General features: G+C 43.5%; 21 protein-coding genes. 9 read left to right on the top strand and 12 right to left on the bottom strand.

The window, feature by feature from the left end:
• Nucleotides 1–218 precede the first annotated feature (218 nt).
• Together rapA and L2740_RS12530 are read left to right on the top strand one after the other, a co-directional pair.
• Complete coding sequence (rapA, locus tag L2740_RS12535; RefSeq protein ID WP_248950524.1) at nt 219–3,125, top strand: RNA polymerase-associated protein RapA; 2,907 nt, start codon at nt 219–221, stop codon at nt 3,123–3,125.
• Between the two features lie 112 nt (nt 3,126–3,237).
• On the top strand, nt 3,238–4,134 hold the full coding sequence (locus L2740_RS12530) for a DUF3530 family protein (RefSeq protein ID WP_248950523.1): 897 nt from the start codon (nt 3,238–3,240) through the stop codon (nt 4,132–4,134).
• Nucleotides 4,135–4,197: 63 nt separating this feature from the next.
• Here L2740_RS12530 and L2740_RS12525 read toward each other — a convergent pair whose 3' ends face one another.
• Together L2740_RS12525 and L2740_RS12520 are read right to left on the bottom strand one after the other, a co-directional pair.
• Nucleotides 4,198–4,689 (bottom strand): YqhA family protein, encoded by a 492-nt coding sequence (locus L2740_RS12525; RefSeq protein ID WP_248471149.1) that lies wholly within the window; start codon nt 4,687–4,689, stop codon nt 4,198–4,200.
• Between the two features lie 166 nt (nt 4,690–4,855).
• On the bottom strand, nt 4,856–5,662 hold the full coding sequence (locus L2740_RS12520) for a crotonase/enoyl-CoA hydratase family protein (RefSeq protein ID WP_248950522.1): 807 nt from the start codon (nt 5,660–5,662) through the stop codon (nt 4,856–4,858).
• 384 nt (nt 5,663–6,046) lie between these two features.
• Between L2740_RS12520 and L2740_RS12515 the strand changes: the two genes are divergently transcribed.
• Both L2740_RS12515 and L2740_RS12510 read left to right on the top strand, forming a co-directional pair.
• Nucleotides 6,047–7,042 (top strand): response regulator, encoded by a 996-nt coding sequence (locus L2740_RS12515; protein WP_248471147.1) that lies wholly within the window; start codon nt 6,047–6,049, stop codon nt 7,040–7,042.
• A gap of 13 nt (nt 7,043–7,055) precedes the next feature.
• Nucleotides 7,056–8,027, top strand: a complete 972-nt coding sequence (locus L2740_RS12510) for a GGDEF domain-containing protein (RefSeq protein WP_248950521.1) — start codon at nt 7,056–7,058, stop codon at nt 8,025–8,027.
• Between the two features lie 79 nt (nt 8,028–8,106).
• Here L2740_RS12510 and rraB read toward each other — a convergent pair whose 3' ends face one another.
• From rraB to L2740_RS12480, 6 genes are all read right to left on the bottom strand, one after another.
• Nucleotides 8,107–8,517 carry a ribonuclease E inhibitor RraB gene (rraB, locus tag L2740_RS12505; protein WP_248950520.1) on the bottom strand — a complete coding sequence of 137 codons (411 nt, stop codon included), beginning with the start codon at nt 8,515–8,517 and terminating at the stop codon, nt 8,107–8,109.
• 29 nt (nt 8,518–8,546) lie between these two features.
• Nucleotides 8,547–9,275: a 1-acylglycerol-3-phosphate O-acyltransferase gene (locus tag L2740_RS12500; RefSeq protein WP_248471144.1), complete on the bottom strand. Its 729-nt coding sequence runs from the start codon at nt 9,273–9,275 to the stop codon at nt 8,547–8,549.
• Nucleotides 9,276–9,492: 217 nt separating this feature from the next.
• A complete protein-coding gene (locus L2740_RS12495) occupies nt 9,493–10,302 on the bottom strand; it encodes a metal ABC transporter permease (protein WP_248950519.1) in 810 nt (269 codons plus the stop codon).
• A 108-nt stretch (nt 10,303–10,410) separates the two neighbouring features.
• Nucleotides 10,411–11,337 (bottom strand): metal ABC transporter solute-binding protein, Zn/Mn family, encoded by a 927-nt coding sequence (locus tag L2740_RS12490; protein ID WP_248950637.1) that lies wholly within the window; start codon nt 11,335–11,337, stop codon nt 10,411–10,413.
• The gene (locus tag L2740_RS12485; RefSeq protein WP_248950518.1) at nt 11,321–12,550 is read right to left on the bottom strand and encodes a hypothetical protein; all 1,230 of its coding nucleotides are present in this window, start codon (nt 12,548–12,550) and stop codon (nt 11,321–11,323) included. The genes L2740_RS12490 and L2740_RS12485 overlap by 17 nt, the downstream gene beginning before the upstream one ends.
• An 82-nt stretch (nt 12,551–12,632) precedes the next feature.
• Nucleotides 12,633–12,914 (bottom strand): ABC-type zinc uptake system zinc chaperone, encoded by a 282-nt coding sequence (locus L2740_RS12480; RefSeq protein ID WP_248950517.1) that lies wholly within the window; start codon nt 12,912–12,914, stop codon nt 12,633–12,635.
• Between the two features lie 386 nt (nt 12,915–13,300).
• Here L2740_RS12480 and L2740_RS21465 point away from each other — a divergent pair, with 386 nt between their 5' ends.
• Nucleotides 13,301–13,426 (top strand): hypothetical protein, encoded by a 126-nt coding sequence (locus tag L2740_RS21465; protein WP_275974212.1) that lies wholly within the window; start codon nt 13,301–13,303, stop codon nt 13,424–13,426.
• A gap of 271 nt (nt 13,427–13,697) precedes the next feature.
• On the opposite strand, the gene L2740_RS12475 is transcribed toward L2740_RS21465, so the two are convergent.
• Complete coding sequence (locus L2740_RS12475; RefSeq protein WP_248950516.1) at nt 13,698–13,910, bottom strand: hypothetical protein; 213 nt, start codon at nt 13,908–13,910, stop codon at nt 13,698–13,700.
• Nucleotides 13,911–14,212: 302 nt separating this feature from the next.
• Here L2740_RS12475 and L2740_RS12470 point away from each other — a divergent pair, with 302 nt between their 5' ends.
• Nucleotides 14,213–15,829, top strand: coding sequence for a mechanosensitive ion channel family protein (locus L2740_RS12470; protein WP_248950515.1), 1,617 nt, complete (start codon nt 14,213–14,215; stop codon nt 15,827–15,829).
• A gap of 77 nt (nt 15,830–15,906) precedes the next feature.
• Here the strand turns inward: L2740_RS12470 and L2740_RS12465 are convergent, their stop codons facing one another.
• Nucleotides 15,907–17,619 (bottom strand): formate--tetrahydrofolate ligase, encoded by a 1,713-nt coding sequence (locus tag L2740_RS12465; protein WP_248950514.1) that lies wholly within the window; start codon nt 17,617–17,619, stop codon nt 15,907–15,909.
• A gap of 150 nt (nt 17,620–17,769) precedes the next feature.
• Between L2740_RS12465 and L2740_RS12460 the strand changes: the two genes are divergently transcribed.
• Entirely contained in the window at nt 17,770–18,660 is an 891-nt protein-coding gene (locus L2740_RS12460; protein WP_248950513.1) for an aldo/keto reductase, read from the top strand.
• 83 nt (nt 18,661–18,743) lie between these two features.
• Here the strand turns inward: L2740_RS12460 and L2740_RS12455 are convergent, their stop codons facing one another.
• Both L2740_RS12455 and L2740_RS12450 read right to left on the bottom strand, forming a co-directional pair.
• Complete coding sequence (locus L2740_RS12455) at nt 18,744–19,610, bottom strand: MaoC family dehydratase (RefSeq protein ID WP_248950636.1); 867 nt, start codon at nt 19,608–19,610, stop codon at nt 18,744–18,746.
• A 107-nt stretch (nt 19,611–19,717) separates the two neighbouring features.
• Nucleotides 19,718–20,602 (bottom strand): TraB/GumN family protein, encoded by an 885-nt coding sequence (locus L2740_RS12450; RefSeq protein ID WP_248950512.1) that lies wholly within the window; start codon nt 20,600–20,602, stop codon nt 19,718–19,720.
• 45 nt (nt 20,603–20,647) lie between these two features.
• Here L2740_RS12450 and L2740_RS12445 point away from each other — a divergent pair, with 45 nt between their 5' ends.
• Nucleotides 20,648–20,959, top strand: coding sequence for a prephenate dehydrogenase (locus tag L2740_RS12445; RefSeq protein ID WP_248950511.1), 312 nt, complete (start codon nt 20,648–20,650; stop codon nt 20,957–20,959).
• 261 nt (nt 20,960–21,220) lie between these two features.
• Entirely contained in the window at nt 21,221–22,963 is a 1,743-nt protein-coding gene (locus L2740_RS12440) for a bifunctional diguanylate cyclase/phosphodiesterase (RefSeq protein ID WP_248950510.1), read from the top strand.
• Nucleotides 22,964–22,992: the final 29 nt, after the last annotated feature.

The raw sequence follows: 22,992 nt of genomic DNA, 5'->3' as shown, positions 1-22,992 counted from the left end.
GTTCTGGATAAATTTTTGCAAATCTCGAGTAGGTTAATCATTGATATCGAGTCTGTATGACAGTGGCATGACACAAAAAAATACTTCTGTGCAACTGATTATTTAGTACACTATTATTTCAGATTAAGGCGAATATTAGCGGGTTCAATTTTCAATATGCTCGCGATTGGTATAACATACGCGCCCCTTGTGATTCACCCAGTATATGAGAGTTTTAAATGCCGTTTTCCTTAGGTCAACGTTGGATCAGTGACACCGAATCAGAATTAGGTTTAGGTACCGTTGTTGGAGTAGAAGGTCGCATGGTGACCGTGCTTTTCCCAGCCACTGGTGAAAATAGATTGTTTTCTCGCACCGAAGCCCCGCTAACACGTGTTATCTACAACCCAGGCGATAGCGTTGAGAGCCACGAAGAGTGGAGCCTTACCGTTACCGAAGTTGAAGAAAAAGATTCACTGATTATTTACCACGGCACTCATAACGAAACCGGTGAGCAAGTTAGCCTGCGTGAAACTTTGCTTAATCACAACATTCGTTTTAATAAGCCACAAGACCGACTATTTGCCGGCCAAATCGATCGTCTAGATAGATTTAATGTGCGTTACCAATGCCAGTTGCTACGCAACAAGCTAGCCACTTCTGACTTGTTAGGACTGCAAGGGCCACGAGTAGGATTGATCCCACATCAACAGTGGATCGCCCATGAAGTAGGTCAACGCTTTGCGCCGCGTGTATTACTTGCCGATGAAGTAGGTTTAGGTAAGACCATTGAAGCAGGTTTGATTATCCATCAGCAGCTGCTTACAGGCCGTGCTGAGCGTATTTTGGTTATCGTGCCTGACACATTACGCCACCAGTGGTTAGTTGAAATGCTGCGCCGCTTTAACCTGCGCTTCTCGGTATTCGACGAAGACCGCTGTGTTGAAGCTTATGCCGATCACGACAACCCATTCTACACTGAGCAGCTAGTGATCTGTTCGCTTGACCTATTGCGTAAGAAACGCCGCCTAGAACAAGCCTTGGATGCAGATTGGGATCTAATGGTTGTCGATGAAGCACATCACTTAGAATGGTCAGAAGAAGCGCCAAGCCGCGCTTACCAAATTGTTGAAGCGTTAAGTGAAGAGATCCCTGGTGTACTACTGCTAACCGCAACGCCAGATCAATTGGGCCACCAGAGCCACTTCGCGCGCCTACGTCTGCTAGATCCAGATCGTTTCTACGACTATGAAGCTTTCTTAAAAGAAGAAGATAGCTATAAAGACGTAGCAACAGCTGCCGATGCACTAGCTTCTGGCGAGTTACTATCTGCTGAAGCAATTACTAGCTTAACTGGCCTACTAGCAGAAAAAGATATCAGCGCTAACATCGCCTTGATTCAAGATGAGTCTGCCGATGTTGATAGCCGCTTCCAAGCCCGCGATGGCTTATTACAAGACTTACTGGATCGTCACGGTACCGGCCGCGTGCTTTACCGTAACAGCCGCGCATCAGTAAAAGGCTTCCCGCAGCGTATTTTGCACACTCACCCGCAAAAAATGCCTGAGCAGTATGTCACTGCTTACCGCGTTAGCTCAATGATGAACAAGCATTTAGATACTAATGCTAAAGTTCGCCAAGTGCTAAGCCCTGAAAAGATCTATCAAGATTTTGATAGTGGCAGTGCCGCATGGTGGAAATTCGATCCACGTGTAGACTGGTTGATTGACTTCCTAAAGAACAATCGCAGCAAGAAAGTGCTAATTATTGCTAGCCAAGCTGAAACCGCTTTAAGTCTAGAAGAAGCGCTACGCACTCGTGAAGGTATTCAAGCTACCGTGTTCCACGAAGGCATGTCGATTATTGAACGCGACAAAGCCGGTGCTTACTTCGCCCAAGAAACCGGCGGTGCACAGGCGCTTATTTGTAGTGAGATCGGCTCTGAAGGTCGTAACTTCCAGTTTGCTAGCAATCTAGTGCTGTTCGATCTGCCGCTAAACCCTGATCTACTAGAGCAGCGTATTGGTCGTCTAGATCGTATCGGTCAGAAGAACGATGTTGAGATCCACTTACCTTACTTAGCCAACACGGCGCAAGAAAGACTAACTGAGTGGTATCACCAAGGCCTAAATGCATTTGAATGCACTTGTCCAAGTGGTCATATTCTATTTAACGAGTTCTCTGCTGAGTTGCTAGAAACCTTGTTGAATAACGATCAAGAGACCTTAGCTAGCCTACTTGATAACACTAAGACTCGTTATCAAGAGCTTAAACTCGCGATGGAACAAGGCCGCGACAAACTGCTTGAGATCAACTCTCACGGCGGCGAGCGTGCTAATAAGCTAGTACAAAGCCTAGCGGAAAAAGATGAAGATACTCAGCTAATTGGTTCGGTTATTCGTTTATGGGACATTATTGGCGTTGAGCAAGAAGATAGCGGCGAAAACGCGATTGTATTGCACCCAAGCGAGCACATGATGTTCCCGACATACCCTGGCTTACCAGAAGACGGTATTACTGTTACTTTTGATCGTGAAATGGCATTGTCGCGTGATGATATCGCGCTGATCACCCAAGAGCACCCATTAGTGCAAACGGGTCTGGACTTAATCACCTCATCAGAAACTGGTACAACTAGCGTTGCAGTATTGAAGAATAAGGCACTACCTGCAGGTACTGTGTTCTTAGAGCTTATCTACTTAGCTGATGCCTCTGCACCTAAGTCGAGCCAGCTATACCGCTACTTGCCACCAACACCTATTCGCGTGTTGCTAGACAAGAACGGTAACAACCTGTCAGACAACGTAACTTACGAAAGCTTTAACAAGCAGTTAAGCGCAGTAAACCGTCACATTGCCAGTAAGTTAGTTAATGCATCGCAAGCAATTTTGCACCCGCTATTCGCTAAAGCAGAAACATTTGCAAACGCAGAGCTAAACACACTGACAGAGTGTGCACGTGAGAAGATGACCAGCCAGTTATCAGGTGAGCTTGAGCGCTTAAAAGCACTTAAAGCAGTAAACCCTAACATCCGTGATGAAGAGCTAACTCACCTTAGCGAACAGATGAGCGAGTTAAACCGTTATCTAGACAGCAGCAAGCTACAGCTTGACGCAATTAGACTGGTATTAGTGAGCCACGCTTAAGTAATGCAATAGAATCGAAAGCCCTGAATATTCAGGGCTTTTTTATGGGCACGAATATACTATACTGATGCGCTTATCATCTATGTTGTCGGTACAAAGGTTGTTTACCAAGATGAAGTTTTCTGCGTTTCTAACTCTGCTAGTTGTTTTTAGCTGTTTTGCTTACAGCCTTTTAAGCTCACATCATCTATTTGCAGCTGAGCAAAAAATGCTTTCAACAGCCGACTATCGCTACTTGCCAGCAAGTGAAGTCAAACAGCTACAAGTTGATGGCAAGCAAGTGCCTGCACTGCTTAGGCCTTGGCTAGGTAAAAAACAGCACGGCCTTGCGATAATCGTACCTGACTTCTCTGCCCGCGCCGACGCAGCAGGTGTGACTAATTATCTTAGGCTGCAACTCAATCACTCAGGCTGGGCGACATTAGCATTAACGCCACCGAGTCTTGAAACTCCACCTTATTTCGCCACTAGAGCCGATGATATTAATCAAGCTGGTGAGCAAAATAATTCGCAATTAGCAGACCAAGAAACGCCAGATTTTAGTGCGCAGCAACTAGCCGATATTCAGCAACAACAGCAAACATTTTTACAAAGCTCAATGACTCAGTTAGATAGCTTAGGCAAAGAATTTAGCGGCAAGCGAATGCTTATCGCCTTTGGTGAAAGCGCAAATCTGGTGATTGAATTATTAGATAAACAAGGTTTGCCAGCGCCCGATATCTTAGTGGTGATAAACCCATATAGCGATATTGATAGCATTAATGCGCAGCTTGCAACAACGCTCGCAAAACTGTCGATGCCAATATTAGATCTGCAATCAAAAGATGGCAGCGCTGCTTCAATTGCAACTCAAAGCCAACGATTAACCTTGGCGCCAGCCAATGCACCGACTCGCTATAGCCAGCAAGTATTAGCGCTGGATCTATCATTAAAGGTAACTTGGGATAACACCTTAAAGCTGATTGAAGGTTTTGCTCAGCGGATCAATAAAGCCTATCCAAATGGATAGGCTTTATCAGTATTTGCTTGGTACTTTTTAGTGCTTAACTAGCACTTATTCAAGCCGGGTCTGTTAGTCTTTACTTAGCTTTAATGCGCCAGCAATTAAGACTACGGTAATACCCATGTAAAGTAGATCCAACATAGATGCTGGCTTCATTTCAGTAAAGAAAGAGAACACTTTAATGATAAGCATCATTAAGATCACTTTACCTAGCTTGCTCTTTAGTGAGTCTATGCTGCTGATAATAAGGATCTTGCCGCCAGCTTCACTTTTGCTCGCTGCATTTAAATTATTAATAAATAACTCATACAAACCAAAAGCAAAAATCAGTAATACCGCGCCAAGTAAAAAGGTATCTAAGATCTCTACCACAACCATAACGAGGTCGTTACGTACCGCGTGACTGCCGCTGAATACATACCCCATAATCAACTCAATCATGTGCACAACGTCTCTAAGTCCCATAGCGAACACAACAAAAGCTGCCACGATACAAGATAATACGCCGAACATTACCGATAGGCGGCTGCTCCACAGAAAACGTTCAAAAAGTTCACGCATGAGTATTTAACTCTCCATTGATTAAAGTTAATGCATTTATGATAAACATTAGCAGAATCAATACTCTGCTATCAGATGGAGCGGGAGTTTAAAAGAAGCATGGCGACGACACACATAAAACATGAATTTTCGTGAACTAGATCACACTTTTAACTTTCATGTAACTTTACCAACCAGCTTGCCGATTGCTGTAAGATTTTTGTGGGTCTTTGCCTTGACGTTTTGCTGCAATCACTCGATTTTTACCTAGCAATAAACGTACTTGATACCATGACTCACGGCTGAGTAACTGCCTAATTGAAGCTGACCAATTACGGTTAATACTGGATTTAATTGCAGCATTGGCATCGGGTGAAGTGTTAGATAATTTAGCCGCTAATGCCGTTGCAGCGGCCATAGGTTCAGCTTCAATTGCTGTTATCAAATTAAAAGATTTAGCTTGTTCTGCAGATAAGATGTCTGCTGACATTGTAAGCATAACAGCCTGATCTTTAGGCATTAACTCTCTGAGTCCAGCAAGACCTGCCATATCAGGCACTAAGCCCCATTTGGCCTCCATAATTGACATTTTGCAATCTGGTGCAGCGATTCGAATGTCAGCCCCCAAAACGATTTGCATGCCACCGCCGTAGCAAATACCTTCCATTACAGCGATAACTGGTACAGGTAAACGTCGCCAGCCTATCGACACTCTTTGAGCAAGATTTGCGTTACCTGGTAACCACTTAAATAATAATCGAACTGCATCGAATGGCGAGCTCATCACACTTTTTACGTCTAAGCCTGAGCTAAAATTGCCGCCTTCACCAAATAGCACTACTGCTGTTAGCGTTTTATCTTTGGCTAAGCTTTTAATGCATGAGTCTATTTCTTTGAAAAGCTTAAAATTCAATGCATTATATTTATCTGGGCGGTTCAAACCCACATAAGCGATACCATTGCGCTTGCTAACACTAAGTAATTGATGAGCCATATTTTCAACTTTCCTTGCTAAGTGGTCTGTCCAGATCATCAAGTTAACACATTTGGATTATTTGGTTAATACCTATAACATGTGTGGGGATTATGACGTTCGTCATTTTATTGTCACAAAATAAGCCTTTCTATTGATAGGTTGATATTTGATAATCGGGCCGTGGCGCACCCTCTTCTCAATAAGGGCGGTGTTATGGAAGCTACCCCGAGCGATTTCATTTCGTAGGCAAGATGCCAAGGACATAAAAACGTATTACATATTAAAGTATTACGTCGACGCGCTATTGGCTTTAAAAAGTGACATGCCGTTCTAAGGTAAGAGTCTCAACTAAATAGAACGACAAGCAAAGTAGTAGATGGATAATAGGAAATAATAATAACAATGGCGCTCCCTATATTAATTTGTGACGACTCTGCATTAGCCAGAAAGCAGATGGCGCGTACACTCCCTAAAGATTGGGATGTGGAAATCACTTACGCGACCAATGGATTAGAAGGTATTGAGGCTATTCGTGAAGGCAAAGGCGAGGTGGTTTTTCTCGACTTAAACATGCCAGTCATGGATGGTTATCAAGTATTAGAAGCCATTCAACGCGAAGATCTTCCAGCGCTGGTTATTGTGGTGTCAGGCGACATCCAAATTAAAGCCCATGAGCGAGTTAAAAGCTTAGGTGCACTCGACTTTATCCAAAAACCAGTGAGTGCCGACGCCATTAGCCATATTCTGCAGGAGTATGGCATTTTAGAATTAGCATTAGGTGGTTTAGATAATGAGCCGCCAATGATCCAAGTCGATCTGCGTGATGCCTGCCAAGAAGTGGCTAACGTCGCCATGGGGCGCGCCGCCGATCTACTAGCCAAACTGCTTAATGTATTCGTAAAACTACCGATCCCTAACGTCAATGTGCTTGAGGTCAGTGAACTGACCATGACCTTGAAGGCCACTGAGGAATACGGCACGGTATCAGCCTTGTGCCAAGGCTTTATCGGCGCAGGTGTTGCCGGTGAAGCATTATTACTGTTCCATGACTCTTCTTTTCAAGACATGGCCAAGCTCATGCGCCTTGAAAACCCAGAAGATGAAGAAACAGAACTTGAGGTGATGATTGATACCGCCAATGTATTGATTGGTGCGTTTCTCAATGGCATCTCTGAACAACTGCATATGAAGTTTAGCCAGAGTCATCCTGTGATACTCGGCAGGCATTGCAGTGTCAACCAGCTTATCAGCGAAAACTCCGATAAATGGAGCCGCACTTTAGCAATGGAAATCAATTACAGCATTGAAGATCACGATATTCAATGTGATCTATTGCTGCTATTTACCGAAGATTCTCTACCAACGCTCAACTACAAACTCGGCTATTTGCTAGATTAAAATGGACATTAGGATGGCAACAGATCAACAAGCGCTCGATAACAGCGCAATGAACGAACTCCACTGGCTTATCGATATGGTGCAAACCATAGAGGTCGGCTTAGTTGTGCTCGATCGCGATTACAACATCCAACTGTGGAATGGTTTTATGGAGAACCACAGTGGAGTGAGTCCAAATTCGATCAAGGGTAAGAATCTATTCGAGCAATTTGAGTATCTGCCTGCTAAGTGGTTAAAGCAAAAAATGGAGTCAGTGTATCTACTTCAAAACCGCGCTTTTATTAGCTGGGAACAAAGACCGTTTATTTTTGAGTTTAAAAACTACCGTCCTATTACAGGTAGAGCCGACTTCATGTACCAGAATGTCACGCTGCTACCATTATCATCATTAACCGGTGAAATAACTCATATCAGTATGATTGTCTACGATGTAACTGACGTGGCGATCAATAAGCTGCAGCTTAAATCGGCAAATGAGCGCCTAGAGTATTTAAGCCAAATTGATGGGCTAACCCAGCTATATAACCGCCGCTATTGGGAGATCTGCTTACAAAGAGAGTTTGATCGCTATGCTCGATATGGCAATGAAACTAGCTTAGTCATGCTTGATATTGACCACTTTAAAGCGATAAATGACACCTATGGCCATCAGGCTGGTGATAGGGTGATTCAAAATGTGTCGCATATCATCAACAAGTCACTGCGTGAAACTGATTGCGCTGGTCGATATGGCGGTGAAGAGTTTGGTGTTATTTTAGCGAATACACCAGCAGCCAATGCACTGTTTTTTGCCGAACGTTTACGTAAGAAGATAGAGCAATCTGAAATCATGTATGAAGAGCAGCTTATTAAGGTCACTATAAGCCTAGGTATTTGCGATATTAAAGCCGACATGACTGATTGTGATATATGGCTGGCTCAAGCGGACCAAGCGCTTTATCAAGCTAAAGAAGCCGGACGTAACTGCAGTATCACCCAAGAGTAACCCCAACAAAAATGCCCATCATAGGATGGGCATTTTTTATTTATATCAATCACGCTAGGCGTTAATACTAATCATTGAATTAGTGCAGCGGCTCTTCGTCATCATATTCATCTTCGTCTCTGACTTCTTCGCCATTTTCGTCGATAAAGTAGGTGCCCCAACCGTCATAATCAATCTTGTGTTTAGCCGCGATAGTAAGCATTTTCTCACACGCTTCATCAAGCAGATCAGTATCAAGCATCTGAGTCGCAACAGCATCAAAACAGTAGATCACAGAGCCGTCTTCAAGCTCCATTTCTTCTGCATCATTCACTTCATAGCCTAGCTTAAATGCGTCAACAGCCGCTTTCTCTAAGCGATCAAAGTTGGTCGATGAGAAGTGATGCTCAATCGTATACTCAACATCTGGCATTGAACCATCAGCAAGGATAGCCTCAACGATTTCTTTATTTTCTTGTTTCTGTTCTTTTAACTGACGTTCAATAGACATTGATGACTCCTCAAAAATTTCGCGACCGATTATACCGCTTTGGCCATTAATGCAGAAGCTTCTTGGTTCAACTGAGATAATTTTTCCGACATCATGGTGTGAATACGCTTTGAAAGCTCTTTCACTTGAGTTTTATCAATACCCGTTGTTTCAATCGGATCCATCATTTCAATAATCACCACGCCGTTATTCCAGCGGTTTAGCTTAATATGGCCTTGATTAGACGCCAATACTGGCACCATAGGTACACCAGCAGCTATCGCAGTATAGAATGCGCCCGCTTTAAACGGCAGTAAACCTTTACCACGTGAACGTGTGCCTTCTGGAAAAATCCATACCGACAAACATTTCTCTTTTATCTTACGAGCAGTTGCCGCCATAGTATCGAAAGCTTTACTACGGTTTTTACGGTCGATCAAAATGTTGCCTGATAGCCAGTAAATCTGCCCAAATAAAGGCATCCACGCTAGGCTTTTTTTACCTAAGCTCACGGTACCTTTTGGTACAACGGCTGTGTGGGTAAACATATCAAAGTTGTTTTGATGGTTAGCTAGAAAAATACAAGGCTTTTGGCTTTGTTTTTCCGAGTTACGCACAATCACTTTAATACCTAAAACCGGTGCCGCCCAAGAAAACACTTTGGCGAACATATGTACGTTATCTCGATGGCGAGGACGTAAAATACAAGCTAAACCACCGATAACAAAAGCTAAAATCAGCATAACTGATAAGATCAAACATCTAAGGATTAACAGCACAATAATCTCCCGCGATTTAATTGGCGCCAGTATAGCCACCAAGTAAGTGCGACTCAATATAAATACGACTTATGTCAATGAACAATAGTTTACACGTGTAGCCTGAATACAGACTAAACCAGAGGAAAACAACGCAACTTTAGTGCAAATGACTTAACTGAACTTTAATCGCGTTGAATTTTTGGGAGATTTTAGCTTAGTTCCAATATTGGTAAGGTCAGACCTGCGTCGAATCTTGGGTATTTACTGCGCCATTAACCACAGTTGTTTTGCTATTTAGATTCAATATTAGCCTAAAGATCACCGCACTTACCGCAAGAGTGGATACGATAGCAGCGCCACTAGGTAGGTCTAAGCTTGCAGATAACACTAAACCGGCAACATAACCCACAAGACCCACAATATAAGCCCAAAATAGCTTATAACGGCCGTAGTAATGGTTTACTGCTAGCGCTGGTAAAATCAAGCTACTAAATACCAAATAAACCCCAACCAGTTCAACCGATAGCGTAATCACTATGGCAAAGATTAAGTAAAACGCGCGTCCACTTAATAATTCAGGCTTATAAATTAGCGCCGCTAAAATAGAGATATAAAGACAAGCAGGCAGGATTAACTGGCTCCAACCTACCCATAAAATCTGCCCTGACATCAGCTCTTTAAGCATCTCAGCGCCGTGAGGGTCATTCGATAGCAACAGCATCGCCGCTACAGCAGCAAGAACATAGAAACAACCAATAATTGCTTCTAACTCATCAGCCATACGCTTAGATAACCAAGCGATAAACCCTGCTCCACCAATGGCAAAAATAGCTGGCATCCACACGTGTGAAAACGGCAGCGCTTCAATATCATGATTCATATGCCCAACGATAGCACCTAAGGCAGCCACCTGAGCAATCGCAAGATCGATAAAAATAATGCCGCGCTTAAGTACCTGCTGACCAAGTACCACATGGGTAGACAACACTAAAACCCCTGCAACAAAAGCAGGCAGTAGAATAGATAGAAGATCGAGATCAAACATAACTAAACTCTTATCAAAATAAGGAAAGCTAAGATGGAGCATATCAAACTGCCCCACCCTAGTATGTGCGCTAGCTGAGTATAAAGTCAGCTACCGCTGCAGGTTAAGTTACTGCTTGGCACTTAACAGTAGATCGATTGCACTGTCGTATAAGCTAAACAGATCAACACTCTGATCATTTCCACCAACTGACATTGGCAGAACCAATACTGGCAGCTCTGAACGCTCAGCCAGCCAGTCTGCACCGCGCTCACTTTGATAAGAAGCAATGATGATCGCCAACACGTCCCCTTGCTTAGCACGATTTAACAAGCTCGCTAAGTGTGAACTGCTAGGTGGGATCCCCGGCTTTGGCTCAAGATCGGCAACTTGTTCCATGCCTAGCCAGTTAAACAAGTACCTAAAGCTAGAGTGATAAGCTATCACTTTGCCACCTTGTAATGGCTTAGCTTTAGCTTGCCACTTAGGGATTGCTGCTTGCCAACGCAGACTAAAGCTTGCAAGGGCTGCGTCATAATCAGACTTAGCTTCAGGATCTAGCTGGATCATCTTAGCTGTTAGCGCTTTTGCAACATCTAACATGCGCTTAGGATCAAAGTGCAAATGCGGATTACCTTTAGCATGCACATCGCCCATTGAACGGTCTACCGAATCTAATTGATCAAGCGTTTCTATCTGCTCTGCAGCAAAAAATAACCCTTGATCGGTAGAGCGAACTTTGGCGTTGGCAGACTTCATTTGCAACATTGGTAACCAGCCCACCTCGAGATCGGCACCAGCGCAAATCGCAAGATCTGCTTGACGCATTTTAGCGATCAAGCTTGGACGAGCCTGTACCTGATGCGGATCTTGCAACGCGGTGGTCGCAGAATAGATCTTCGCGTCTGGCGCCAGCTCTTTAGCCAATGCAGCATACTCAGGCTCACAGGCAAAAATATTTAGCCCGGCCACTGCATTATTAGCAACCCCCAATGTTAACGCTAGAGTCAGCGCCTTTAGGCCTTTTGATAAAGACAACTTAGAATTGATGCGCACCATGAGCCCCCAGAGTCATTACATATTGCAATGTAATTACGTTATCGTCTTCAATACCATCAAAGTTAGTACCTTTCTGATTAGTATATTGCAAACGCACTGTTGAGAAGTGGCTGTGGTGCCAAGCTAGACTAACTTCAGTTTCTTTCAGCTTTTGCGGATCAAAGTGATCGCCATGCATCATCTGAGTATCCACTTCACCGTAGCGCAAACCTGCAGACCAGTTTGGCGAGAATTGATAAACGCTGCTTAGATACCAACCTTCTTGATAATCTTTACCGCCTTCACCGTGACCGTGGTCGTCATGCCCTTCATGATCATCGTGATCGTCATGGTGCTCTTCAAATGGTTTAAAATCTGTTACGCGGAAGTATTCGCCGCTTACTGTTAAGTGTTGGTACTTATAGTTGCCGCTTGGGGCCCACTTATATACAAAGTCAGCCACATAAGTATTTTCGCCTGTGTATTGTGCGCTATGGCTATGGTCATGGTCATGGCCGTGATCATCATGAACTTCAGGTTCTGTATGATCATGTTCTTCAGCAGCTGTCATACGGCCATTTTCATTGCGTAAATAGCTTAGGCCTGCCTGCCATGAACTATTGTCGCCAATATCGCCACCAAACTTAGTAAAAGCAGTATAAACACCCAAGTTTTCAAAATCGCGCTCGCCGTGCTCATCTTCGGCGCGCATGCTGTCACCTTTAAAAGCTTCAACACCCATAGTCCAATACAGATCTGTTGGTGCAACGTAGCTTAAACGCACACCATCATCAAAGTAGTGACTTCCTAAAAAGGCGCGGTAAGCAGCAGGACGGTCAGAAAACGAATCAGTGTGCACATGCTGGTTGTTTAAGTAACCAATGTCAGATAGGAAACGACCGGCACGAATTGAGAAACCGCCTGGCATTGCTAATGTTTGAATGAAGGCCTCTTCTAAACCAAGTTCAGTTTCGCCATCGTGAATTTCAACGATTGCAGTCAGTTTACCGTAAAACATATCGTCGATATTGGCACTTAACGCAAGCTCTGTATGGCCTAAACCAAAGCCTTCAACACGTTCTGCCATAGGACGCTCTGCACTTTGATAATAGCCATCAAGTACAGCGCTAATCGCTGGATTAGTTAAGGTTGGATCATTTGCCAAAGCTTGAGTTGAAATTAGCGCGCACGCCACTGCTACACCAGTTAGGCGCATAGTTGAAACAGTCATATTTACTCCGAAATACAGCTAAGCCTTCCCCGTGGGAATACTCAAAAATTCTTATTAATTAGTTGTTTTATAAAATGAAGAATTACGCTGCTACTGGAGGGGCGCGGCTTTGGAAGAAACTCACATGACGTGAGTAAAATACTGGAAGAATGTACTCTTGGCTCTCAACTTCCTGACGCTCAATCGCTATTTTAAGTTCACAACTTGGCAGCAGGTTGTTGACCTGGTGTTGGTGATAACACAGAGTACAATGGTTTGTAGCGCCATCGTCCAAATGACTCAGACTATGAGCTGACGCTGCAAAAGACAGACACAGGAACACGGCTAAAAGCCCCATTACCAGTTTCTGTTTCACGCTACTCATTCGAATCACAGTGTTAACCTTGTGTGTTAAAACGTGACAAGTTTATGTTTCTGATTATTTAAGTCAAGCCTTAATCTACCTCAATTGTTGCAAAGTATTCATCCAGTAACACCACAGTTAACCAAGCTTTTTATCGGTGCTCCCTAAGTATGAGTAGATAATTAGTTTTTTTAGCAACTTAAGATATTACTGAATCACAAACTCAGTATTGGGTTTACGCTAACAAAAATCAGCGTTAAAAGGCCCTCAAAATATTGTGAACAACATCACCTAAACTTGATGGCTAATTAATACTGTCTTAAGCTGTAACAACTAATATTGCTAACATCAAATGATATCTATCGTGATATTAGACAAGAGTTTATCTATTGAAAGGCGCAATTATCATGCTTGAATTTCTTCGCTCAAACCTAAAGCTTATCATCATGACTACGCTGTTTTTTGTCGCAATTCTTGGTGGGATCTATTACGTCGAAGCGGCACTTGAAGCCCAAGTTCAAGTAATCGATTAGACAGACAATACCGATTAGCTTCCGCTCTAACTAATCGGTTATTTCTTCAGCTAGTCAGCTGCGTTAATTGCTAACTATGCAATTTAGCAATTAACTTTAGCCAAACATTTATTTTGGCTTATCTGACATGCCCGAAGGCATTTCGCTAACTATTAGAACTGCAGCAACACCTAGCTGTTGAACTTCTACTTTAAATCATCAATATCAGTAAAAATCCGACTGCAGGTTAAAGCCCGCATGCACTCATTTCGAGACTGCGAGCTCAAAGATATTAGCGATACTTTTTCAGGTGCTCACTATTATCAACTATCTCTTCAATAGGCGCTTCAATCACTTTTAAACTATCCATCAAATGAGTGATAAACATCACCATGATGCACACAATCGCAAAAGGCATCGCCAGTGAACGTGCTTCTGCATCAAAGTAGCTCAACACAAATAAACCCACACCACTGTAGAAGCCGATAATTTTAATCCAAGACAAAATGACATTTTTACCAAGCCAAGCCTGACAAGAAGGACATTGGATCTCACTTCTTAGTCCCTTGCCTCTGATATTTTTAATTTTATCTATCGCTATCTGCTTAGAACAATGACTACATATCACTCGCGTTATCTCTCTTTAAAGGTATTGCAGCTTCAATTAGCCCCTATTTTGGGGAGCAAAAGTTTAGCAGATTTCCGCTGTTAATCCTCACTTTGTTTGCCGCTTTAACAATAACAAATCGACAGTTTTCCTAAGCCGTAATATTATTACTAAATCCTGGGAACTAACGGACACACCAAATGCATAAAATGCTGCCCAAAATCTTAATGATGATTTTGTGTCTTTGCTCATTTGTAGCAAATGCACAAAATACAGAGTTAACCAATAATCTTAATAAAATACAGAGCTTAATCGATAGCGATGTAAAAGCATTACCTCACACCAAAGGCGAAATTAAGAACTTTCTTGAATATCGTATTGGCCGTAATGCCGCGTTACTACAAGAAACGTTAAAAGAGCAGATGGACGGTTCAAATCCAGATCTCGCTTTTTTGAAGCCATATATTGCTAAGCAACTTGCTTTTACAGATAGCGTTGAAGCTTACTTTGCTAAGCAAAAAACTGTACTGATGAGCGAAGTGGGTGCTGACGGCGATCGCAAGATCATGCTGGGCCTGATGCAGATCCAACGTGAACAAGACAAACTATTCACCTCTGAACAAGAGTTATTAGTTTGGGGTAAAACTGCTGGTATCGATGTTGAAGCAAAAACCACTGAGTTTATCTCTGCATTAACATCACGTGCTGATGACTTAAATAGCTTTGTTTATTACAACCAAGAGCGTTTAAGCCAAGCTGTTAGCGATGTGCAAATTGCTGGTGCGGATGTCAGTGCCGAGCAAAAAGCACTGGTTGTTGAACTAAAAGAGCGCCTAGATCAAAGCTCAAGCAGCCTATCAACCACAATCGCCATCTTAGACTCACTTGGGCAAAACACCGCACTTTATAAGCAAACACTGTTTAGCGTGTCAGGTGATATCACTCAAGATGTATTGAACTTTGATGTCGCAAGCAGCTTGCTAACTGAGTGGCTAACCATTGCTAAAACTCAGGCTATGGAAAATGGCGCTGGTATTATGTTCAAGCTGATTATTTTCTGCTTGATCCTATTCGTATTTAGCTTAATTGGTAAAATTGCTAAGCGCGTAGTACAAAAAGCGGTAAGTAACTCAAAGCTTAAATTCAGCATGCTACTGCAAGACTTCTTTATCTCACTATCAGGTAAAGTTGTATTTGCGCTGGGTTTATTAATTGCCTTGTCGCAACTTGGCTTTGAACTTGCGCCACTGCTAGCTGGTTTCGGTATTGCCGGTGTGATTATCGGTTTTGCTTTACAAGACACGCTATCAAACTTCGCTTCAGGCATGATGATCTTAGTTTATCGTCCATTCGATGTGGGTGACTTGATCAACGCAGGTGGTGTAACGGGTCGTGTTAGCCACATGAGCTTGGTATCAACCACAATTAAGACCTTAGATAACCAAAGACTGATTGTGCCAAACAACAAGATTTGGGGCGATACTATCAATAACATCACCGTTGAACATCAACGCCGTGTTGATATGACTTTTGGTATTGGTTATGCCGATAACATTGAGCACGCCGAGCAAGTGCTACGTGATATCGTTATGGCGCACCCACTAGTACTTAAAGATCCTGAGCCGACTATCAAGCTACACACGCTTGGTGAGTCATCAGTGGACTTTATTGTACGCCCTTGGGCTAAGCCTGAAGATTACTGGGATGTATATTGGGATATTACGCGTACCGTTAAAATGCGCTTTGACGCTGAAGGTATTAGCATTCCGTTCCCGCAACGCGATGTACATATTTATCAAACTGCACTTGAGAAGTAATCGAGTGTTCAGCTAAATAAAAAGCCCCTGCAACATCTGTTGCAGGGGCTTTTTTGTATCTATCAAGAATAGTAAAATTAGGCTAAGCCAATGATTTCACCATTATCGTTAATATCAATATTGAGATAACCCGGGGTTAATCCTAAGCCTGGCATAGTCATTACCTCACCAACAAGCGCCGTTACAAAGCCCGCACCGGCATTTAACCTTAACTCGGTAATAGGTAAATCAAAACCGGTAGGAATGCCTTTAATTGCTGGATCATGACTAATCGACATTGGCGTTTTCGCTACACAAATAGGCAAGTTGCCATAGTTATGCTTAGTCAGCCATGCTAACTGTGATTTAGCTTTATCAGATAGGCTTACGCTCGCCGCGCCATAGCCCACTTCCGCTAGCGTCATCAATTTAGATTCTAAGCTCGCTTCAGTTTCATAAAGTTGCTTAAACTCTGTTGCAGTCTCTGTCGCACGGTAAACCATTTCTGCCAATTTAGCTGCGCCCTCTGCGCCTTTACTAAAGGCCTCACTGATTTCACAACCAAACGCCTTAGTTTGGCCAATACGCTCAATAAGCCACTCGAGCTCAGCATCGGTATCTGTAGGGAAGCGGTTAATGGCCACCACCACAGGTACGCCATATTGGCTGACATTGTTAATGTGCCACTCTAAATTAGCAAAGCCTGCGGTTAATCTTTCACTATCTGGTTGGTTAATATCTTGCTCAGACGTAATACCGCTATTAGCTTTCAATGCTTTAAGGGTAACAACTACAACCGATGCACTCGGTGCGTAACCCGACTCTCTTACTTTGATATTGCTAAACTTTTCAAAGCCCATATCAGAGCCAAAACCCGCTTCAGTTACTACAACGTCAGCCAGTTTAGCTGCGATAGAGTCAGCAATAATGGATGAGTTACCGTGAGCGATATTAGCAAATGGGCCAGCATGAATTAGGCAAGGATCGCCCGATAGAGTTTGCATCAATGTAGGCTCAATGGCATCAACCATTATCACAGTCATTGCGCCAGCAACGCCAAGATCTTCTGCAGTAATCGGCTCGCCTTGCTGATTAAGCGCTAATACTAAGCGGCCAATGCGCGATCGCAAATCTTTTAAGTCTCTGCTTAACGCCAATATCGCCATCAGCTCTGATGCGGCAGTAATATCAAAACCAGACTCATGTACTGGACCATTAAACGATCCGTAACCCACATTGATCTGTCTTAGGCTACGCTCATTATGATCAACAACTCGGCGCCACAATATCTTGTCAGCATCGATATTGAGTGCCGCTAAACCCGACTGTTCGGTAAACGCCGCAGCGCCTAACCGAGTCTCGTGGAACAAACGCGCATCAAGCGCTGCAGCCGCTAAATTATGTGCACTGCTTACTGCATGTATGTCGCCAGTTAAGTGCAAGTTGAGCTCTTCCATCGGCACTACCTGCGCATAACCACCTCCAGCAGCTCCGCCTTTGGTACCAAATACCGGTCCCATGCTTGGCTGACGAATACAGGCACATGTTTTATGGCCGTTGTGATTAAGTGCTTGAGTTAGTCCTATAGTCGTAACCGTTTTCCCCTCACCAAAAGGCGTAGGCGTTACTGCAGTAACAATGACTAGCTTGGCATTTTTATTATTGGCAAGTCGATTGGTAACCGCTAAAGAAACTTTGGCCTTGTTAGCACCATGCAATGACAGTTCGTCAGGGTTAATCCCGAGTTCACCGGCTATTTGGCTAATTGGTTGGCAAGTATGTTGACGCGAAATTTCAATATCTGACAGCATTCGAATGGTTCCACGATGTATTTTTATGTAGGGTAGGCTTTCGACGGGGAATATAGATGATCTCTGTCAGAGGTTAAATAGTCAGCGAACGCTATTTTAGCGTTTTGCAATCTACGTCAACAAAGTCGCACCGTTAAGTAGGGAAACAACATGCAACAGCCTGCATTGCAGCTATCACAATTTATAGCCGGATTTTGGCGAACTGCCGACTGGAACACAAATACACAGCAACGTTTAGCGTTAATCCAAGGTTATTTAGATCTTGGTGTTTACAGCATGGATCACGCCGACATTTATGGTGGCTATCAGTGTGAACAATTATTTGGCGAAGCCCTCGCATTAGCACCTGCACTTCGAGATAAAATGCAGCTCATCAGCAAATGCGGCATTCGCTTAGTTAACGATCATAATCCAGATGTTTATCTCAACCACTATAACACCACGGCGGCGCACATCATTGCCAGCGTCGAAAACTCATTAACTCGGTTAAAGACTGACTACTTAGATCTGTTACTGATCCACAGGCCAGATCCGTTGATGGATGCTGATGAGGTGGCCAATGCTTTTGAGCAACTGCAGCGCGAGGGCAAAGTACGCCACTTCGGTACCTCGAACTTTAGCCCGCAGCAATTCGACCTATTGCAATCGCGCTGGGATCAGAAACTGCTCTGCAATCAAGTGGAGATCTCACCAAGTAATATGAGTGCATTGCACGATGGTACACTCGATCATTGCCAACAGCACAAACTGATCCCAATGGCTTGGTCTTGCCTTGGCGGCGGCAATATATTTTCAGCGCAAGATCAGCAATCAATTAGGTTACGTGCAACCCTGACAAGCATTGCTGACGAGATTGGTGCAGAAAATATTAGTCAGGTGATTTACGCTTGGGTACTAGCCTTGCCAAGCAAGCCACAACCAATTATTGGCAGCGGCAATATTGAACGGATCACGTCAGCAGTCAACTCCAGTAAACTCACGCTAACTCGCCAGCAATGGTTTAGTATTTGGCAAGCATCAACTGGCCACGGTGTACCTTAGACTGACGATAATATTGAAGATCAAAAAAGGCGCTAATTGCGCCTTTTTAGTGACTTTCACACGCTAATTATCTTGCCTAGCGCTTATAAAAAAGTGATTTCACCACTTAAATGTGGCCGACGACCCTTTTGATCCCGCAGCTCAAATACTGTTTTATCTTCAAGGTGCTCAGCAGCAAAGCTAACGCTATTTGGCATAAATAGCGGCAACTTAAAGGCCACATCAATCTTGCATGGCTTGTCGCTAATAGTTGGCATTAACTGGGCAACACAGCGCCCTTTAGACCACATACCATGAGCGAGTACACGATCAAAACCAAAGCGCTTTGACATAACAGGGTGTAAATGGATGAGGTTATAGTCACCGGATGCTTTAGCATAACGGCGACCAAGATCTTCAGCGAGTGTCCAGCTAATCGGATCTTGCCACGCCATTTCATTCGCCTTAGGCGGACGAACGCGCTTCGCTTTACCCTCAATGCGGTACAAGTATGTAGAGAGAGACTCCCAAACCAACTCGCCTGCTACAAACGCTTTTGACACTAACTCAAACTCAAGGCCCGAGTCAGTCATGCGACTGGTCGTTAATACACATTGGATATCGAAGGTTTCATCAACTCTGGCTGCGCGGTGCATTGTGATGCTATTTTTCAGGTGGATCATTCCCAACAACGGGAACGTAATACCTTCATGGGTAAAAATAACCGCATGTAACCTAAATGCCATCACATATAGATATGTCGGTGGTAGAGTTTTACCGTTGAACTCAAAGCCACAGACTTTGGCGTATTGTGCCACTTTGTCTTGCGACAAGGCCACGTTAGGGCTAGAGATATTAATTACTGGCAGCGGTTGCTCATCCCAACCAGGCTTGCGACCAAAAAATATTTTGCGATAAAGCGTAAATAGCGACGGTAACGCCTTTAAATCGATGCTGTATTCTTTATTCAAACCAATAAAACCCTTCAAAATGACACGGGAAACCAAAATCGAGCGGCGCATTATACACCAAAAGCAACAAACCTGATAATCGCCAACAACATCAAGCTAGCTGCAAGTTAACCACATTCTTGTTGCCAACAATTTTTTGCCGCTACACCAAGGGGCTGCAAATAAGTCTGCACACTCTTTTGTCCGACCAAATGCCCAGCACCTATAACCACAAATAAAGGCTGCTTAGTATTTGGGGACTGCATCAGCTCAACAATGCGCTGCGCCATTGTTTTATTGCGGCCCCAAAGCATTTTTTCCACCATTTCAGTTTCGCCTTCACGCAACATTTCCCCTTCCATTAAGTCGGCCAGTTCCGCCTCATTACCGCTGCGCCACGCTGAAATAAGTTCCAACATATCGCTATCAGGCGCCTCAATGGCTTCTTTCACCATACTCCACTGGGTATCTGCATCAAAAGATGACAACAACTTAAATTGAAACTCTGTACTCTCAAGTTCGTACACAGGTTTAGTCCCTGCTTGGCTAACCAGTACCGCATCTACCCCATATACGCCGCTATAACCCAAAGCTGCGTAACGCCCTATACTTAGCTGCATTGATTGTAGCCAAGGCGCATAGTTTTCAAGTGCTGCACACACTCGCTGCTGGTGTTGACAATACGCAGCCATAACAGACTTGGTCTCACTATCCATCGGCAGTTTGTCAGCGCCATATTTAGCCAATAAAGCTGGCACATTCGCGCCTCTTACATCCGCCTCTACAACCAATGCAGCCGATTGTTTAAAAGCCTGTTCTATTTGCGCTGCTAACGGATAAAACTCTGCGTTTCCAACATGAATCGAGCCCAATAAATAAGCGGTTTGGCCTTGATAAGAGATTTGATAAAAAGGTGGTTTATCAGTTTGCTCAGCGCTTACCGTCACCGAAATCAAACCTAAGCTTAGACCAACTAATTTGAATAAACGCCTTACGCCACTTGTTGCTATCATCCTTGCCCCTTATAATTCAGCCAAATTTCTATTTGAGAGGCTGTTATGCCACACACACAGGTTATTGAGCAACTTAAAGCCAGTTTGCAAACCGCCTACCGCCAAGCGATTGATGCAGACAACCGTCTCGATGAGTTGAAAAAAGCTGGTCATGTAAAGTTTGACGCTATTTTCTCTGCATCAGAAGGTTTTACCACTAAAAGCAATCGCTTCACGCCATATGTGCAAGAATTAGCGACCGATATGGAAGCTATGATTCAAAACCCAGAATCACTTGCGCCTGCACTTGAAAGCTACGTGCCTAAGCTTGGACTATTGCTGCAAACAATGCAGGCCTTTAAATCTAACGCTAAGTAATTCCGTTAGTCTTTAAGAAGTTGATAAGCACTAAATATCAGTAAATGTTTAGTGCTTTTTAGACTTTTCCGCTAAGTCCATCTGACTAGCCATTTATCTCACTACAATTAAGCCGCTCTCACGCTATTTATCACTCACATATACACTATGAATGAGATAATAAACTCCATAATTTATATCAATAACACCCCAGTTTCTGTCATTGAATTGTCACACCTGTGTCATAGAATTTTCTATCTCATTAATACTTGGTAGGAAATAATGTCCGCTATCGATCTAAAATTTGAACTCGATAAAATTATCAGCAAAGAAAAAATTAAAGCGGTGTTCCAACCAATTTGCAATATTTCTACTCACCAGATCCATGGCTTTGAAGCGTTAAGCCGAGGGCCTGAGCATAGTCCATTATTCTCGCCCGTGCCTTTATTTAAAACAGCAGCTTACGAAGGGCGCTTATCTGAGTTAGAGAGTTTGTGTCGTCGAATTTCGATTCAACAATTTAAATATTCCAAGTTACAGGGCAAGTTATTTCTTAATATTTCACCCAAGGCATTACTGGAACCTAATCACGCTAAGGGCTTAACTCTCAGTCTGGTACAAGAACTGGGATTAGAGCCGTCACAAGTGGTTATAGAGCTGTCAGAGCAGTATCCCGCCGATGATATCGATCTGCTAAAATCCTGTTTAAACCATTACCGCAGCCAAGGGTTTTTAACCGCAATCGATGATCTTGGTGCGGGTTATTCTGGCTTACGTTTATGGTCAGAGCTTGCGCCTGACTACGTAAAAATTGACCGACATTTTATTGATTCGATAGACACCTCTTCAGTAAAACAGGAGTTTGTACGTTCCATCATTGCGCTTTGCCAAAATCTAAGTTGCAAGGTCATTGCTGAAGGTATTGAAACCCATGCAGAGCTAGCCATTCTAAAGCAACTCGGCATTATTTATTGTCAGGGTTTTTTACTTGGCCGCCCTACCTCAGAGCCGAATCGTGATATTCCGTTCAGCCCGATGATTGAACCTGTCAGCCCTCGAGTTCGCTTTGCAGAGTCAGCAGAGAGCTTATGTAGCAAGGCAACGACATGCCAGTTCAACAGCAAACTCAAAAAAATAGGTGAGACCTTTAACCAGCATCTACATCTGCAAGCCATTGTTGTATTGCGAGCTGATGAAGTGATTGGCATGGTGCAGAGAAGTCAGGTTATCGAGTTATTTAGCACACCTTATGGGCGTGCACTGCATGAGCATAAAACTGTTGAAGAAGTACTAACAGCAGAACTTATACGCATTGAAGCTGATATGCCTATTTCTCAGGTAAGCCAGCGCTTAACCAATGAGTCTACCGACTTAGTTGTGCAGCAGTTTATTATCCTCAAGCAAGGCAAACTACTGGGTATTGGCCACACAAAAGATCTACTAGCAAAGATTACCGAGCAAAAGATAGCGGTCGCTCGCCACGCCAACCCATTAACAGGCTTGCCTGGCAATATTCCCATTCAAGAAGAGCTACAGCGCTTACGCTTACAGAAAAAAGCCTTCTATTTAGCTTATTTCGACTTATCAAACTTTAAGCCTTACAACGATATATATGGTTTCTGTCGTGGCGATGAGGTGATCCGTGAGGTTTCACGGCTCTTACTACAGCAGCAAGACAGCAATAACTTTATCGGTCATGTGGGCGGCGACGATTTTGTCATTATCAGTACCGCTGCAGACATCGAGTTACAGGCGCAGCGAGTTATCATGGACTTTGAAGCTAGCAAGTCATTGTTTTATTCAAAAAAGCACTGGCAGGCAAAACAGATGCTGGCGGAAGATCGCAAGGGGGTTAAGTGCTATCACGAGCTTATTTCACTAAGTGCCGGAATTTTACCGCCTAGTGTTACCCTAAACTGCAATGAGCATCAATTGTCTATCTATAGCGCTCAGGCAAAAAAACAGGCTAAGCAAGCTCAAAGCTCACTTAGCCTATTTAAGCTAGATATGGCGGTGGGTGTGTAACGTTTTGCGCTTTTACTGTAACTAAAACT

Origin of the sequence: Shewanella pneumatophori, assembly GCF_023283895.1 — a bacterium.
GTDB lineage: Bacteria > Pseudomonadota > Gammaproteobacteria > Enterobacterales > Shewanellaceae > Shewanella > Shewanella pneumatophori.
Note: the sequence above shows the minus strand (reverse complement) of the source record. Positions and strands in the feature narration are given on the sequence as shown.

Coding starts and splice junctions, on each gene's coding strand:
- L2740_RS12485 (WP_248950518.1), bottom strand. CDS start 12,550: ATGACTGTTTCAACTATGCGCCTAACTGGTGTAGCAGTGGCGTGCGCG.
- L2740_RS21465 (WP_275974212.1), top strand. CDS start 13,301: ATGCTTGAATTTCTTCGCTCAAACCTAAAGCTTATCATCATGACTACG.
- L2740_RS12465 (WP_248950514.1), bottom strand. CDS start 17,619: ATGCTGTCAGATATTGAAATTTCGCGTCAACATACTTGCCAACCAATT.
- L2740_RS12495 (WP_248950519.1), bottom strand. CDS start 10,302: ATGTTTGATCTCGATCTTCTATCTATTCTACTGCCTGCTTTTGTTGCA.
- L2740_RS12450 (WP_248950512.1), bottom strand. CDS start 20,602: ATGATAGCAACAAGTGGCGTAAGGCGTTTATTCAAATTAGTTGGTCTA.
- L2740_RS12510 (WP_248950521.1), top strand. CDS start 7,056: ATGGCAACAGATCAACAAGCGCTCGATAACAGCGCAATGAACGAACTC.
- L2740_RS12470 (WP_248950515.1), top strand. CDS start 14,213: ATGCATAAAATGCTGCCCAAAATCTTAATGATGATTTTGTGTCTTTGC.
- L2740_RS12445 (WP_248950511.1), top strand. CDS start 20,648: ATGCCACACACACAGGTTATTGAGCAACTTAAAGCCAGTTTGCAAACC.
- rraB (WP_248950520.1), bottom strand. CDS start 8,517: ATGTCTATTGAACGTCAGTTAAAAGAACAGAAACAAGAAAATAAAGAA.
- L2740_RS12460 (WP_248950513.1), top strand. CDS start 17,770: ATGCAACAGCCTGCATTGCAGCTATCACAATTTATAGCCGGATTTTGG.
- rapA (WP_248950524.1), top strand. CDS start 219: ATGCCGTTTTCCTTAGGTCAACGTTGGATCAGTGACACCGAATCAGAA.
- L2740_RS12480 (WP_248950517.1), bottom strand. CDS start 12,914: ATGAGTAGCGTGAAACAGAAACTGGTAATGGGGCTTTTAGCCGTGTTC.
- L2740_RS12440 (WP_248950510.1), top strand. CDS start 21,221: ATGTCCGCTATCGATCTAAAATTTGAACTCGATAAAATTATCAGCAAA.
- L2740_RS12520 (WP_248950522.1), bottom strand. CDS start 5,662: ATGGCTCATCAATTACTTAGTGTTAGCAAGCGCAATGGTATCGCTTAT.
- L2740_RS12530 (WP_248950523.1), top strand. CDS start 3,238: ATGAAGTTTTCTGCGTTTCTAACTCTGCTAGTTGTTTTTAGCTGTTTT.
- L2740_RS12515 (WP_248471147.1), top strand. CDS start 6,047: ATGGCGCTCCCTATATTAATTTGTGACGACTCTGCATTAGCCAGAAAG.
- L2740_RS12525 (WP_248471149.1), bottom strand. CDS start 4,689: ATGCGTGAACTTTTTGAACGTTTTCTGTGGAGCAGCCGCCTATCGGTA.